Source organism: Bacillus sp. SW14 (assembly GCF_047608225.1).
Lineage (GTDB): Bacteria > Bacillota > Bacilli > Bacillales > Bacillaceae > Bacillus > Bacillus subtilis_G.
In genome coordinates this window covers 3411496-3424700 of sequence record NZ_JBLKRW010000001.1, presented here as the reverse complement: position 1 = coordinate 3424700, position 13205 = coordinate 3411496, and the positions used below count along the sequence as shown (strand labels likewise).

At 44.9% G+C, this 13205-nt stretch carries 19 protein-coding genes; 12 read left to right on the top strand and 7 right to left on the bottom strand.

Annotation, left to right across the window (positions count from 1 at the left end; all coding sequences use genetic code 11):
• Positions 1–15: 15 nt before the first annotated feature.
• The gene (locus tag ACMX2I_RS17505) at positions 16–993 is read right to left on the bottom strand and encodes an ABC transporter substrate-binding protein (protein WP_414957684.1); all 978 of its coding nucleotides are present in this window, start codon (positions 991–993) and stop codon (positions 16–18) included.
• A gap of 130 nt (positions 994–1123) precedes the next feature.
• On the opposite strand from ACMX2I_RS17505, the gene ACMX2I_RS17500 reads away from it, so the two are divergent.
• From ACMX2I_RS17500 to ACMX2I_RS17485, 4 genes are all read left to right on the top strand, one after another.
• The gene (locus tag ACMX2I_RS17500; protein ID WP_414957683.1) at positions 1124–2125 is read left to right on the top strand and encodes a FecCD family ABC transporter permease; all 1002 of its coding nucleotides are present in this window, start codon (positions 1124–1126) and stop codon (positions 2123–2125) included.
• Positions 2122–3153, top strand: a complete 1032-nt coding sequence (locus ACMX2I_RS17495) for a FecCD family ABC transporter permease (protein WP_414957682.1) — start codon at positions 2122–2124, stop codon at positions 3151–3153. The genes ACMX2I_RS17500 and ACMX2I_RS17495 overlap by 4 nt, the downstream gene beginning before the upstream one ends.
• 111 nt (positions 3154–3264) lie before the next feature.
• Positions 3265–4146: a PhzF family phenazine biosynthesis isomerase gene (locus ACMX2I_RS17490; protein ID WP_414957680.1), complete on the top strand. Its 882-nt coding sequence runs from the start codon at positions 3265–3267 to the stop codon at positions 4144–4146.
• Between the two features lie 86 nt (positions 4147–4232).
• The gene (locus tag ACMX2I_RS17485; RefSeq protein ID WP_087992609.1) at positions 4233–4817 is read left to right on the top strand and encodes a nitroreductase; all 585 of its coding nucleotides are present in this window, start codon (positions 4233–4235) and stop codon (positions 4815–4817) included.
• A gap of 38 nt (positions 4818–4855) precedes the next feature.
• Here ACMX2I_RS17485 and ACMX2I_RS17480 read toward each other — a convergent pair whose 3' ends face one another.
• The 3 genes from ACMX2I_RS17480 to ACMX2I_RS17470 all read right to left on the bottom strand — a co-directional run bounded on the left by ACMX2I_RS17480 (position 4856) and on the right by ACMX2I_RS17470 (position 6189).
• On the bottom strand, positions 4856–5047 hold the full coding sequence (locus tag ACMX2I_RS17480) for a YfhD family protein (protein WP_087992610.1): 192 nt from the start codon (positions 5045–5047) through the stop codon (positions 4856–4858).
• A gap of 66 nt (positions 5048–5113) precedes the next feature.
• Positions 5114–5224, bottom strand: coding sequence for a YfhE family protein (locus ACMX2I_RS17475; protein ID WP_003223230.1), 111 nt, complete (start codon positions 5222–5224; stop codon positions 5114–5116).
• Positions 5225–5277: 53 nt separating this feature from the next.
• Positions 5278–6189 (bottom strand): TIGR01777 family oxidoreductase, encoded by a 912-nt coding sequence (locus ACMX2I_RS17470; RefSeq protein ID WP_414957677.1) that lies wholly within the window; start codon positions 6187–6189, stop codon positions 5278–5280.
• Between the two features lie 88 nt (positions 6190–6277).
• Here ACMX2I_RS17470 and recX point away from each other — a divergent pair, with 88 nt between their 5' ends.
• The 3 genes from recX to ACMX2I_RS17455 all read left to right on the top strand — a co-directional run bounded on the left by recX (position 6278) and on the right by ACMX2I_RS17455 (position 8728).
• Positions 6278–7069 (top strand): recombination regulator RecX, encoded by a 792-nt coding sequence (gene recX / locus ACMX2I_RS17465; protein WP_414957675.1) that lies wholly within the window; start codon positions 6278–6280, stop codon positions 7067–7069.
• 7 nt (positions 7070–7076) lie between these two features.
• Positions 7077–7397: a YfhH family protein gene (locus ACMX2I_RS17460; RefSeq protein ID WP_414957673.1), complete on the top strand. Its 321-nt coding sequence runs from the start codon at positions 7077–7079 to the stop codon at positions 7395–7397.
• A 137-nt stretch (positions 7398–7534) separates the two neighbouring features.
• On the top strand, positions 7535–8728 hold the full coding sequence (locus tag ACMX2I_RS17455) for an MFS transporter (RefSeq protein WP_414957671.1): 1194 nt from the start codon (positions 7535–7537) through the stop codon (positions 8726–8728).
• Positions 8729–8761: 33 nt separating this feature from the next.
• On the opposite strand, the gene ACMX2I_RS17450 is transcribed toward ACMX2I_RS17455, so the two are convergent.
• Positions 8762–8914 (bottom strand): small, acid-soluble spore protein K, encoded by a 153-nt coding sequence (locus ACMX2I_RS17450; RefSeq protein ID WP_010330867.1) that lies wholly within the window; start codon positions 8912–8914, stop codon positions 8762–8764.
• 124 nt (positions 8915–9038) lie between these two features.
• Between ACMX2I_RS17450 and ACMX2I_RS17445 the strand changes: the two genes are divergently transcribed.
• On the top strand, positions 9039–9308 hold the full coding sequence (locus ACMX2I_RS17445; protein WP_087992615.1) for a YfhJ family protein: 270 nt from the start codon (positions 9039–9041) through the stop codon (positions 9306–9308).
• A 111-nt stretch (positions 9309–9419) separates the two neighbouring features.
• Positions 9420–10570 (top strand): IS3 family transposase gene (locus ACMX2I_RS17440; protein ID WP_414957669.1). Its coding sequence is split into 2 segments (ribosomal slippage): positions 9420–9693 and positions 9693–10570, totalling 1152 coding nucleotides; the frame shifts between segments, so codons are not numbered across the junction.
• Positions 10571–10629: 59 nt separating this feature from the next.
• Here the strand turns inward: ACMX2I_RS17440 and ACMX2I_RS17435 are convergent.
• Both ACMX2I_RS17435 and ACMX2I_RS17430 read right to left on the bottom strand, forming a co-directional pair.
• On the bottom strand, positions 10630–11013 hold the full coding sequence (locus ACMX2I_RS17435; protein WP_414957667.1) for a hypothetical protein: 384 nt from the start codon (positions 11011–11013) through the stop codon (positions 10630–10632).
• Position 11014: 1 nt separating this feature from the next.
• The gene (locus tag ACMX2I_RS17430; RefSeq protein WP_087992617.1) at positions 11015–11227 is read right to left on the bottom strand and encodes a helix-turn-helix transcriptional regulator; all 213 of its coding nucleotides are present in this window, start codon (positions 11225–11227) and stop codon (positions 11015–11017) included.
• A 191-nt stretch (positions 11228–11418) separates the two neighbouring features.
• Between ACMX2I_RS17430 and ACMX2I_RS17425 the strand changes: the two genes are divergently transcribed.
• From ACMX2I_RS17425 to ACMX2I_RS17415, 3 genes are all read left to right on the top strand, one after another.
• A complete protein-coding gene (locus ACMX2I_RS17425) occupies positions 11419–11937 on the top strand; it encodes an SH3 domain-containing protein (protein WP_414957665.1) in 519 nt (172 codons plus the stop codon).
• A gap of 85 nt (positions 11938–12022) precedes the next feature.
• Entirely contained in the window at positions 12023–12355 is a 333-nt protein-coding gene (locus tag ACMX2I_RS17420; RefSeq protein ID WP_414958351.1) for an SdpI family protein, read from the top strand.
• The gene (locus ACMX2I_RS17415; protein WP_414957664.1) at positions 12342–13202 is read left to right on the top strand and encodes an alpha/beta fold hydrolase; all 861 of its coding nucleotides are present in this window, start codon (positions 12342–12344) and stop codon (positions 13200–13202) included. Before ACMX2I_RS17420 ends, ACMX2I_RS17415 begins: the two co-directional genes overlap by 14 nt.
• Positions 13203–13205: the final 3 nt, after the last annotated feature.

Below are 13205 nucleotides of genomic sequence, written 5' to 3'. Positions count from 1 at the left end.
AGACGGAGTCCTTTTTTATTTCGCCTTTAAGAAATAGGTTTCAATATCATCAAGCAGATAGTTTGCCGCTTTAATTCCGCCTGCGGTTGTCCATACGACGTCATCGACTTCATGGGCGTTACCTGACTTCACGGCCTTCAGGTTTTTCCATAGTGAACTGCTTGTCCACTGACTGGCCCATTTTTCATTTTCTTTTGCGTTATCGGCTTTATACGTGAAATAAAACAGCACATCGGCATCCATATCTGGAATGGACTCTTTACTGTCTGTTGAGAACGTAAATTGATCTTTCTGTTTCTTAAACAGCTCCACCTGTTTTTCAGGGCGTTTAAAGCCAAGCTGGTCTAAAATAATCCCCGAGAATGAATCGGTATAATAGATTCTTGACTCGCCGGATAAAAAGCGTACGACAGAAACGGTTTTATTTGTCTGATCGCCAAGCTTTTCTTTTAAATTGGCAGCGCGTTTATCAAAATCGGCAATGACTTCCTTGCCTTTGTCCGCCTTATTCACCGCGTTGGCATATAGAGTCAGGTTTTCCTTCCAGTTCCCAGCCAAAGATTCGGCGAAAACGGTCGGCGCAATCGCATTTAACTGATCATAAATTTTTTCCTGGCGCACTTTGTTGCCAATAATCAAATCAGGCTTTAATTCTGCGATCGCTTCCACATTCGGTTCCGTTTCAAGACCGACGTTTTTAACACCTTTCATGTCATCTTTCAGATAGTCATACCACGGGTCGCCCTTCCATGACTTTACGGCTCCGACAGGCTTAATGCCAAGCGCTAAGAGCGCCTCTGTTCCTTCATTTGTTAAAACAACAATCCGTTTTGGATTGGCGGGAATGTTGTCTGATGTCCCCATTGCATGTTTAACCGTTCTGGTTTTGCTACTTGTCCCCTCGCTGTCGCTTGAACTTTCTGAACTATTACAGGCAGAAAGCACCATAAGGGCCATTAAAAATACGAATAGCGTGCTGATGCGCTTTTTCATCTTTTTCCTCCCGATATTGAAATTCATTATCATTTAGATCATAATAAGCAGTGTTGAGAGTGTCAATCCCTAATTGAGGATTATTCTCAAAAACAAACATGACATAGTAAAAAACTAGGAGAATTAGATCATGATCTGCAAAAAGGCATCTTCAAAATGGATTGTGTTAGTATGTCTGATTTTGACTTTACTGGCGGCTGTCTGTGCAAGCGTTGTTTACGGCTATACAGATACGTCATGGGGACAGGTCTATCAGGCGTTTACTTCTTTCAACGGTACAAATGAACATGTCATCATCAAAGACGTCAGACTCCCGCGTGCAGTGGTTGCCACAGTTGTCGGCGCCTCGCTTGCAGCCGCAGGCGTTCTCATGCAGGCGCTCACAAAAAATCCGCTCGCGTCACCGGGGATTTTCGGAGTTAACGCCGGCTCCGGCTTTTTTATTGTTGCCGGATCGTTTTTTCTGCATATTCAATCACCTCAGGCGCTAGTATGGAGCTCTTTTATCGGTGCAACATTTACCGCTGCGATCGTCTATGCCGCAGGCTCGCTTGGAAGGGAAGGGCTGACGCCAATCAAATTGACGCTGGCGGGGGCTGCCATGGCGGCCATGTTTTCTTCTCTGACACAAGGCTTGCTTTCTGTCAATGAACTCGAGCTCGCTCAGGTGCTTTTTTGGCTGACCGGCTCTGTGCAGGGCAGGAGTCTGGATCTGCTGATGACAATGCTTCCATATGCAGCCGCAGCGCTTGTGATCAGCTTCTTTCTTGGCCAGAAAATGAATCTTCTCGTTATGGGAGAAGATGTGGCAAAAGGACTCGGCCAAAAAATTGGCCTGCTGAAATTTGTGATGGCGCTTTGTGTTGTCTTGCTTGCCGGATCTGCTGTGGCCATTGCCGGGCCGATTTCCTTTATCGGCATCATTATTCCGCATTTTGCGCGGTTTATCGTCGGCAATGATTATCGCTGGATTCTGCCGTTTTCCGCTGTTTTGGGTGCGGTTTTGCTTGTTGCCGCGGATATCGGGGCCCGATATATCATTATGCCTCAGGAAGTTCCTGTCGGGGTCATGACAGCCATCATCGGTATGCCTGTGTTTGTATACATCGCAAGAAGGGGGGCAAAACTATGAAACTTCATTTTGGCGTTACCGCGGCTGAAAAGAAAGCATGGATCGTCTTTTTCGTTTTACTGGGATTAACAGCGGCTGTACTGATCCTTAGCGCCGGTCTCGGACAAAGGTTTATTCCTCCCTGGGATGTGGCAAAAACATTTTTTGGTGCAGGCTCCAAGCTGGATGAACTGATGATCATGTCATTCCGCCTGCCAAGAATTTTGACCGCTTTATGCGCCGGCGTTTGCTTGGCGGCGGCAGGCGCGATATTGCAGGGGCTCGTCAGAAACCCTCTCGCATCTCCGGATATTATCGGAATAACGGGGGGAGCGGCGGTAGCAGTCGTGCTTGTGATGATGTTTTTTACAGACCGCAGCAGTTCACTTACGATCAGTCTGTCATGGCTTCCGGCGGCTGCATTTATCGGTGCCTCAGCTGTTGGGCTTATCGTCTATTTACTGGCATACAAAAATGGCGCCTCCACATTTCGGCTGGTGCTTATCGGGATCGGATTTTCAATGTCGGCACAGGCGCTGACCACCCTGCTGATGATCAAAGGCCCAATTTACCGAGCATCACAAGCCAATGTGTATATCACTGGATCAGTTTATGGATCAAACTGGCAGCATGTAAAAATAGCAATTATCTTATCTGTTATTCTCATTTTTATTTGTTTTATCGCGCTGAAAAATATGAATATACAGGTGCTGGGCGAAGATATTGCGGCGGGTGCGGGAAGCGCCGTGCAGCGCAATCGTTTTTTCTTGCTTCTTTTGAGCACGGCTCTTACGGGTTGTGCGGTTTCGGTTGCCGGCACAATCGGTTTTGTCGGGCTGATGGCGCCCCATATTGCAAGACGCCTCGTCGGCTCGTCTTATGGTGCGCTCCTCCCGGCGTCGGCACTCATCGGGGCGTTGCTCGTCCTAACAGCTGACATCGTCGGCAGAACCTTATTTGCTCCGGTGGAAGTGCCAGCCGGCGTTTTTACAGCCGCTATCGGCGCCCCTTATTTTATTTATTTGCTCTATAAAACGAGAAACACTTGATGGCTACGCCCATTTTCTAAAGAAAATGGGTTTTTTTGATAATAACTGAAAATTCATAATCGTTTTTTGCTATACTGACAGAGACATTGATAAAGAAAGGGCGGCAGACAAGTGAAAGAAATAGAGGTATTAAAATATGAAGCATTTACAAGCAGTCCCGGCAAAGGAAACCCCGCAGGCGTTGTATTGGAGGGAGACCATTACACTGACGAAGAGATGCAGATCATAGCTGAGCGTGCCGGATATTCAGAAACCTCCTTTATCCGGAAAAGCGAGCCGGCTGATCTTGAACTCCGTTACTTTACCCCTGGACACGAAATGAACTTGTGCGGTCATGCAACAGTTGCTTCTCTTTACGCACTATGTGAAAAAGGAATGCTGGAGAGCGGTAAAACATACAGTATCCAGACAAAAGCCGGTATCCTGCCTGTGAAGACTTCTGAAAAAGAAGGCCGCATTCATATCACGCTTGAACAGGCATCTCCGCAATTCAAACCATTTACAGGCAATCGGGAAAAACTTGCGGGCGCGCTAGGAATCTCTGAAGAAGATTTGCATGAAGACCTTCCGATTGTGTTTGGGAGCACTGGCATATGGACAGCCATCGTTCCGCTTAAATCATTAGAGGCCTCCAAAAAAATGGTGCCTGATAACAAACAATTTCCGGAAGTATTAGTTGATTTGCCAAACGCTTCAGTCCACCCGTTTACCTTTGAAACCATTCATCCCGACAGCGACCTGCATGGACGCCACTTTTCATCCCCGTATTCGGGAACGATAGAAGATCCCGTGACGGGCACGGCATCCGGCGTGATGGGGGCTTATATGAAACAGTACGGCAATGCCGGGCAGCGAGAATTTATCATTGAACAAGGGCAGGAAATAGGAAAAGACGGGAAAGTGGAAATCGATATGAACGAAGACGGCGGCCGTGTGAAAGTGAATATGACAGGAACGGCTGTTTACTCAGAAACCCGTATTCTAAAAATCTAATACGGATGATGGTTTACAAAAAGATGCACTATCCGTTATCATTATGAATGATAATCATTTTCAATTGCTTAGGAAGGTGAGACGGTATGCCTCAAACCGAACAGATACATCAACATTCAGCCCTGCGGGACATCATACGCAGCAGAAGATCGATTCGAAAATTTAAACAAGAGCCAGTACCTTCAGCAGATATTCTTGACATGCTTGAAACGGCGAAATATGCGCCAAATCACAGAGTGACAGAGCCATGGAGATTTATTTACGTTTCTAGTGAGACGGGAAAAGCAAATCTGATCAACACATTTGCAGCATTCTCTAAGAAATCCAAGCCGGATATAACAGAGGAAAAGCTTCAAAATTTCAAAAACACACTTGGACGCGTACCGGGATTTCTGCTCGTCGTGTTTCAAGAAGATGAAAACGAAAGAGCGCGAGACGATGATTTTGCGGCAACCAGCTCATTAATTCAAAATCTTCAGCTTCTTGCCTGGGAAAAAGGAATCGGCATGGTTTGGAAAAGCGGAAAAATCCTTTACGACAAAGAGGTGCATCAGGCCTTTGGTTTACAGGATCATGAACGATTCGCCGCTATCATACAAACGGGCTATCCTGACGAAGCGCCGGAAGTGAAAAAACGCACGCCGATCCGTGAACGGTTCACCGACATGTAAAAAACCCCCTGTCTCAAACGGAGACAAGGGGTTTTTCGTTAACGAGTTTTCTTTTTCGCTCTGTTGTCTGCTGCTTTCGCACGCTCTTGCGCTTCGCGGTCATTCGCATCAGCAAGCTCGCTTGAATATTCTTCGTAAACACCGTCAGTTTCCCTTTTTAATGCGTCGGGAACTTGAGGAAGTTTTTGTTTGTTTTTATCACGGTTTTTGTGAATATGATTTCTGCCCATATCAAATTCCCCCTAAAAAGTGATATCAAACAAACATAGTATCTGGCATAAAGGGGCTATGTATTCCTACTTGCGCTTAGCAGCTTTTTCCGCTTTTTTAAATTCGCCTGAATAAAGAACTTCCTGCATTTTCTTCAGATTGGCGCCTTGCTGATGCTTCTCCCTCTTCTTTTCCATAAAAGGACCTCCTTCAACCATGTTATTCTTAAGGTTGACGCTTCCTTCCGTTTTTATACAGCCTTTCGGTCTGTAATCAGCTGTGAGAGCGCGAATTCAAGATCCGAATATGCAAAACGAAATCCGGAGGTCATCGCTTTTTTAGGCAGGGCGCGCTGTCCTTTCACAATCAGAAGACTCATTTCACCCAATGCCTTTGATAAAAAGAATTCCGGGACGGGGAGCCAGTGCGGGCTGTGCTTCACCCGCGCAATCGTTTTTCCGAATTGCTTCATTTCCACAGGGTTTGGCGCGGTGACATTCATGGGTCCTGAAATGCCGGTGTTTTCCATCGCATATCGGATCATCTGGGCCGCGTCCTCGACATGAATCCATGACAGCCACTGTCTGCCCGTTCCGATCGTTCCGCCGGCCAGAAGCTTATAGGGAAGAACCATAAGCGGGAGAGCGCCTTTTTCCCCAAGCATCACGCCAAATCTCGCATAAACCGTTCGGATGCCCATCGCCTCAATTTTCTGTCCTTCCTTTTCCCACAAATGTGCAGTATGGCTGAGAAAATCCTCATCTGACGTTGCGGAATCCTCTGTGAAGGTTTTCTCAAGACTTGTGCCGTATATGCCCACGGCACTGGCCTGAATCAGCGTCTTCGGTTTTTCCTTCTGTTTATGAATAAGCCGCTGCACTTCACGTGTCGCATTGATACGGCTGGAGAGGATTTGCTGCTTCGTTTTTTCTGTCCAGCGGCCAAAAATCGATTTTCCCGCAAGATTGACCCAGACATCAATATGAGGAAGTTCCTGCTCCGGCGCGGCTCCTTCCGTCAGCCATTGAACATATGTCATATTTTTTTGTTCAGTTTCCCTTGCGTTTCTTGATAAAATATAAACATGGTGTCCCTGGCGGGTAAGAACGCCTGTCAGATGCTGGCCGAGAAAACCGGTTCCGCCTGTCATTGCGATATTCATAAACATCTCTCCTCATCGTTCTAATAACAATACTTTACCTCATTTTAATCAAAGAAAACGCGTTTCAGGCCTGAGAAGGGAGATTAAGATGCCATTTATTACAAAAATATCAACACAAAAAAAGAATACGGAACGCTTCAATATTTTTCTGGATGAAAAATACGCCTTCAGTGTGGACGCGGACGTGCTCGTGAAATTTGAGCTCAAAAAGGGAAAAGAGCTTGATGACCTTGATCTCATTGAGATTCAATACGGTGATGAAGTAAAAAAAGGCTTCAACCGTGCGCTTGACTTTTTATCCTACCGAATGAGGTCAACGAAAGAGGTCGAGGACCACTTAAAGAAAAAAGAAACCTCAGCGCCTGCAATTGCGGAAGTCATCCATAAGCTCAACGACTATAAGTACCTAAACGACCAGGAATTTGCCGCGGCCTATGTCAGCACCCACAAAAAAACGAACGGAAAAGGCCCTGATGTTTTGTTCAGAGAGCTGAGAGCGAAGGGGATCGACGACGATACAATTAAGGAGGCATTAAGTTCCTTTTCTTTTGAAGATCAGACGAGAGAAGCAGTTAAGCATGTTGAAAAGCTTCTCAAAAAAGATAAAAAACTTTCGACGAAAGAACTCAAACAGCGCGCTCAGATGCAGCTTCAGCGCAAGGGCTTCTCATTTGATGTCATCAGCGCTGCGCTAGAGCAGATTGAATATGAAAATGATGAAGACACAGAGAAAGAAGCGCTGCGCCTTCACGCCGAAAAAGCGTTTAGAAAATACCGCTATGACGGCTCATATGAAAGCACCATGAAGGTCAAACAATTTTTATTCCGCAAAGGATTCTCACTCGATTTAATCGAGCAATTTCTGCAAGAAGAGGAGTAGCTGAAAAATGGAGAAACGATACAGTCAAATGACACCGCACGAACTCAATACCGAAATCGCATCACTTTCTGAAAAAGCAAGAAAAGCGGAACAGCATGGGATCATCAACGAACTGGCAGTGCTCGAACGGAAAATTACGATGGCAAAGGCATATTTGCTGACTCCGGAAGATTTCTCACCGGGAGAAACGTATCGTGTGGAAGACACTGAGGACGAGTTTACCATCAGTTATTTAAATGGCGTTTTCGCATGGGGATACAGAACCTCGTCTCCTCAGCGAGAAGAAGCGCTGCCAATCTCATTATTGCAAGAAAAGAAGCAAGTGTGACAGGGGGGCTGAATATCAGCCTCTTTTTATTTGCAGCACATTTACACTGAATCTTAAAGAAAAAATCATTGAATTCGCTCCAAAAATCTTTTAAGATGAAACTCGTTGTTTTTTAAAATCGAAGGAGGCGATTGACGTTGAGTATCAAAAACCCATCAGTGAAATTTATTATTTTTGTTCTTATGATTTGTACCTTTTCAATTGGATACACAGAATACGCTGTGATGGGGATTTTGACGTCGATTGCCAATGACTTTCATATACAGGTTTCATCCGCGGGGCTTCTTGTCACGGCCTACGCGGCAAGCGTCTGTCTGACAGGCCCGCTCGTCACCATCATTTCCGTCAAGCTCCCGAGAAAGCCTGTGCTGCTTGGGCTGATGGCGATTTTTATCCTTTCAAACCTGATGAGCGCGCTGGCACCTAATTTTGCGGTATTGGCCGTCTCAAGAATTTTATCCGCGTCCATTCACGGCGCTTTCTTTGCGATCGCCATGGTATTTGCCAGTGAAATGGTTCCGCCGGAAAAGCGTGCCGCAGCCGCAGCCTCAATGAACGGCGGACTGACAGTGGCTCTGATGCTTGGTGTTCCCTTCGGCTCTTATCTCGGAGATGTCCTGAATTGGAGAGCGGTATTTTCTATCATTACCGCACTTGGGGGCATCGGATTCTTGGGCCTCATGGCTGCCGTGCCGAACAGAAAACCAAAAGTGATCCCCATGCTTATGAATGAGTGGGGGGTATTTAAAAACAAACAAGTGCTGTATTCCTTCGCGATTACGATTTTAGGCTATTCCGGCGTCTTTATCGCCTACACCTTTATCGAACCCATTTTGAGACATTCAGCGGGATTCAGCACAGTCGGCATTACAGGCGCTCTCTTTGCGTACGGATTGGGAGGCGTTGCGGGGAATTTCTTTGCGGGAAAAGTGCCGCTTCCTCTGCTCACTCGGACGATGATCGGTGTGATGATCGGGTTGATCGGTGTCCTGACTGTATTTCCTTACATCGCCATTTACCCGGCCGCAGCCATTGTTGCAACATTCTTATTTGGGGCTTGCGCATTCGGCACACCGCCTCTGCTGCAAACGAAGGTCATTTCCTCTTCTGAGAGCGGCACAACGATTGCCGCCGCTGTCAGCGTGTCGGCGTTTAATCTTGCTAATGCGCTCGGTGCGTGGATCGGCGGGATGATTTTGAGCGGAACAGGTTCTTATTCCTGGCTATTTGCGGGCGGAGCGCTTATGACCGCATGCGGACTCGTGCTTTCAACCCTTGCCCACTTATCTGAAAAGAAGAACGTCTATGAGTATCAGGTCAATAAAGGGTGAAAAACAGCTGCAGCGCCATGCAGCTGTTCTTCTTTACCGTTTGCCGGAGGCTCTCATTTTTTCTTGAGGATGCTGATTGATTGAACCGTCAGCACGCTTTGAAGCATAGTCGTCCTTTGCTCTCGGTTCACCCTGAAATTTGTTTTCGTTTTCGTAAGGAAATCCTTTTTCTTTATTCCGGACCATGTCATTTCCCCCTAGGTTCGAGATCAAAAAGTTGCGTCTTTCCAGATGAAGACGTAAGGTTAGTATATGGAGAACAGCACGTTTTAAAGCGTCATTTTTTTCCTGAAGAAAGGAGACTGCACACATGAATACGTACATTGAGAAACTGACAAATCTGCTTCTGGAAAAGAACGAGATGATCAGCTATATACAGGCAAAAACATGGGTGGAGTTGTTATGGAGTGACTTCGAAGCAACCTATGCAAAAGCCGGACACGCCTATCAGGGTGAAAAAATGACCGAAAAAATCGTCATACAATGGATCGAAAACTATGGCGGCCAGCTCCACCTTTTCCAAAGCTCCCGTGACAACGTGAATGATTACTTAAACCAAAGCAGAGGCCTTTTGCATTAAAAAACCTGCCGTTATCAGGGACTGACCCCATAAGATGAGACAAATAAAAACACCTTCAAGTTTGAATACGGATGATTGTTATCCGAAATTAGACTTGGAGGTGTTTTTTCTATGGGGACAAGAGTGAGTTATCCGCTTGAAGTGAAACAGAAGGCTGTAGAAATGAGATTGGCAGGCGTACCTATGAAAGAGATCATGCAGGAGTTGAATATCAAAAATAATACGCAGATTAAGACATGGGTCAGATGGTATAAGGCTGGTGATACACATCGATTTGAACAGCCTGTTGGTAAGCAATACACTTATGGAAAAGGTCCGGAGTATTCTTCCGAATTAGAGAAACTGCAGGCAGAGAATCGTTACCTGAGACAACAGAATGAAGTTTTAAAAAAGTACAACGAATTGGAAAGGAAGTTGATAGCCAAACGTCAGTCGAACTTGTAGAAGTATTGCACCGATCAATGACCGTACAAGATATCTGTTTTCATTTAGGTATCTCCCGAGCGTCTTATTATCGTTGGAAGAAGAATCTGACGAAGGATCAACCTAAACAGCATTTAGAAAGACAAATCGGCATGTTGTGCCGAGAGCACAAGTATCGATATGGATATCGAAAAATTACAGCTATATTAAAAAAGGGAATGTGTATTAACCATAAAACGGTTCAGCGTATTATGCAGAAAAATCAGTGGCAGTGCCGGGTTAAGGTGAAAAAGCGCAAGAAGAATGGGCAGCCATATGCCGTGGTCGATAATATATTAGATCGGAACTTTCAGTCTGATCATCCTCTTGAAAAACTAGTAACGGACATCACGTATTTGCCTTATGGACAGAAGCAATTGTACCTTTCCAGTATATTGGATGTATACAATGGAGAAGTGATTGCTTTTACGATTGGAGATAAGCAGGACACAGACTTTGTCTTACACACACTTGATCAACTGCCAACACTGCCTGAGAACTGCGTGTTACATAGTGACCAAGGATCTGTGTATACATCTTACGAGTATCAGAAAGCTGTTAAAACAAAAGGCATTACCATGAGCATGTCCCGCAAAGGGACGCCCGCTGATAATGCCTCCATCGAATCGTTTCATTCCTCACTAAAGTCTGAAACGTTCTATCTTAACAGCATTGATCGAACCACGACCGCCATCGTAGAACGCACTGTCAAAGAATACATTTATTATTATAACAACATTCGTATTCAAACGAAACTAAACAACCAATCACCGATAAACTATCGGCAATTGGCTGTTTAAAAGGTGTTTTGATCCCTGTCTCAAAAACGGGGGTCAGTCCCATCATCCGGCAGGTTTTTTTATACATTTGTATTCAGTACATCTTTGACCACCATTCTAATTAAAAAACCAAGAAGAGCAGTATAAGTAATCAGCTGCAGATATGATAGAGGAAGCATAGACTGATGAATCAATATAACCCCTAGAAGTAAAACAACAATCATTACCCAATGAGATATGTAACCGGCAAAATGAGAATTTGATCGAGTTCGCTGGTCATTTTGCAAATGTACTTTTCTCCATAGTTTATTTTTATGGATACGCAGGGCAGAATAGAGAAACCTAGAAGTACCAATAACTGCCAATATAAGTGTCAACCTTGAAGGTGAATGCCAATAAAGGACATATAATAAAATAGGAAGCAGTGCTTGAAAAAATAATCCGGTACGATACGTCATGTTCATATTACCTTTCTCCTTCTATCCAGAATAATTGATCTAATGAGCAGTTCAGCACGGTAGATAATTTAATTGCAGTACCAATTGAAGGTTCATATCTTTGTTTTTCAATCGCGATAATTGTCTGTCTTGTGACTTGGATTTGTTCTGCAAGCTGGTCCTGTGTCCACCCTTTGTCTTTTCTGTATTCTTTTACGCAATTGCGCACCCCATGCTTCATCTTGATAGGTCCTCTCCATATGTAACGTCTACTTTACAAAAATAACGATACAGGAATTATTACGTAATGTACACCTTACATTCCTTAAAATTACCTTAACATGATAAAAAAATAAACAATATGTGTTTCACCCGCCTGTCAGTCAGGGAATACCACCTATATCTTGGTCAAATTGCGAGGAGGAGCTTTGTATGAAAAAGAAACAAGTAATGCTCGCTTTAACAGCTGCAGCAGGACTGGGTTTTACAGCACTTCACTCCGTGCCCGCAGCAAAAGCTGCGCCCCTTCACAACATATCTGTCAGCATGCCATCATCCGATTCTTACATCATAAAAGCAGGAAAGCTGAATGTCCGGACTGAGCCAAATTATAAAGGCAAAATTCTTGGCACTTTATCATCAGAACAAAAAGTTACAGTCAATGGTTTCGCAAATGCCGATTGGGCTCAAATTCACTTCAAAGGAAAAAAAGCATATATTTCAACACACTTCTTAATGAAAACCGCAAGCCAAGCGAAAACGGCAAAACAGACAGCCTTTTATGCACCGACACCCGAAAACGGAAAAGCCAAACAGCTCTCATCTGGAACAGAGGTAACATTACTCGGATGGGGATTCAGTGAAAACGGCGGATTTGACTTCACCTGGGCATTTGTTGATTACGGCGGAGTCATGGGCTATGTTCAGACAAAGGACTTACACCTACGATAAAAAAGGCAGGCCGAGGCTTGTCTTTTTGCCTGAGTATGAAACATTTCTTCTTTCTGCACGTAACAATGAGAAAGGAGATGATGATATGGTTGGTTTAGTAGGCGGAAGCCTTATGGTCATAGCAGGTATTATGACCAAGCTGTTTCCACCCAAATCCATCAACAGTGTGTACGGATATAGAACGAGACGCTCAATGTCAGATCAAAGATTATGGAATGAAGCGAACCGTTACAGTGCATCATTGATGATCCTGTCAGGCTTGTTGATAGCGGGAATGGGTGTGCTGCTGAAGTCAAACTTGATCATTCTTCAGCTTAGCCTTCTGGTAACATCCTGTGTCATCACAATGATGCTAACGGAGAAAAGGCTGAAAAACATGACGCACAGTCAAGGAGGAGATAGAAGTGGACGGAGTTAAATGCCAGTTTGTCAAAACAAATGGAATCACGCTCCACGTTGCAGCAGCAGGGCCGGAGGGCGGCCCGTTAATTGTCCTGCTCCATGGATTTCCTGAGTTTTGGTACGGCTGGAAAAACCAAATCAAACCGCTCGCCGATGCGGGTTACCGAGTCATTGCTCCTGATCAGCGAGGCTACAATCTCAGTGATAAACCGGAGGGAATTGAATCATATCGGATTGATACATTAAGAGATGATATCATCGGGCTTATCACCCAATTCACAGATGAAAAAGCAATTGTTATCGGGCATGACTGGGGAGGTGCTGTCGCATGGCATCTGGCTTCAACACGCGCCGAATATCTTGAAAAGCTGATCGCCATTAACATCCCGCACCCACATATCATGAAAAGTATAACGCCGGTTTATCCTCCACAGTGGCTGAAAAGCTCATACATCGCCTTCTTCCAGCTGCCTGACATACCTGAGGCATCACTAAAGGAAAATGATTATAAAACATTAGATCAAGCGATTGGATTATCGACACGTCCTGAGCTTTTTTCGTCCGAGGATGTCAGCAGGTACAAAGAAGCGTGGAAACAGCCTGGCGCGCTGACGGCTATGCTGAACTGGTACAGAGCCCTCAGAAAAGGAAGCCTATCAGAGAAAGCAACTTGCGAAACAGCACCTTACCGGATGATCTGGGGAATGGAAGACCGCTTTTTAAGCAGAAAGCTTGCGAAAGAAACGGCAAGGCATTGCCAGAATGGGCATCTCATATTTGTTGATGAAGCTTCCCATTGGATTAACCACGAAAAACCAGCCATCGTCAATCAGCTTATTCTCGAATATCTTAAAAAAACATAAGTC

Excerpts from the sequence above, each read along its gene's own strand:
- ACMX2I_RS17450 (WP_010330867.1), bottom strand. The coding sequence starts at position 8,914 with ATGGTCCGGAATAAAGAAAAAGGATTTCCTTACGAAAACGAAAACAAA.
- ACMX2I_RS17505 (WP_414957684.1), bottom strand. The coding sequence starts at position 993 with ATGAAAAAGCGCATCAGCACGCTATTCGTATTTTTAATGGCCCTTATG.
- recX (WP_414957675.1), top strand. The coding sequence starts at position 6,278 with ATGCCATTTATTACAAAAATATCAACACAAAAAAAGAATACGGAACGC.
- ACMX2I_RS17460 (WP_414957673.1), top strand. The coding sequence starts at position 7,077 with ATGGAGAAACGATACAGTCAAATGACACCGCACGAACTCAATACCGAA.
- ACMX2I_RS17420 (WP_414958351.1), top strand. The coding sequence starts at position 12,023 with ATGGTTGGTTTAGTAGGCGGAAGCCTTATGGTCATAGCAGGTATTATG.
- ACMX2I_RS17425 (WP_414957665.1), top strand. The coding sequence starts at position 11,419 with ATGAAAAAGAAACAAGTAATGCTCGCTTTAACAGCTGCAGCAGGACTG.
- ACMX2I_RS17445 (WP_087992615.1), top strand. The coding sequence starts at position 9,039 with ATGAATACGTACATTGAGAAACTGACAAATCTGCTTCTGGAAAAGAAC.
- ACMX2I_RS17430 (WP_087992617.1), bottom strand. The coding sequence starts at position 11,227 with ATGAAGCATGGGGTGCGCAATTGCGTAAAAGAATACAGAAAAGACAAA.
- ACMX2I_RS17470 (WP_414957677.1), bottom strand. The coding sequence starts at position 6,189 with ATGAATATCGCAATGACAGGCGGAACCGGTTTTCTCGGCCAGCATCTG.
- ACMX2I_RS17495 (WP_414957682.1), top strand. The coding sequence starts at position 2,122 with ATGAAACTTCATTTTGGCGTTACCGCGGCTGAAAAGAAAGCATGGATC.
- ACMX2I_RS17480 (WP_087992610.1), bottom strand. The coding sequence starts at position 5,047 with ATGGGCAGAAATCATATTCACAAAAACCGTGATAAAAACAAACAAAAA.
- ACMX2I_RS17485 (WP_087992609.1), top strand. The coding sequence starts at position 4,233 with ATGCCTCAAACCGAACAGATACATCAACATTCAGCCCTGCGGGACATC.
- ACMX2I_RS17475 (WP_003223230.1), bottom strand. The coding sequence starts at position 5,224 with ATGGAAAAGAAGAGGGAGAAGCATCAGCAAGGCGCCAATCTGAAGAAA.
- ACMX2I_RS17500 (WP_414957683.1), top strand. The coding sequence starts at position 1,124 with ATGATCTGCAAAAAGGCATCTTCAAAATGGATTGTGTTAGTATGTCTG.
- ACMX2I_RS17435 (WP_414957667.1), bottom strand. The coding sequence starts at position 11,013 with ATGAACATGACGTATCGTACCGGATTATTTTTTCAAGCACTGCTTCCT.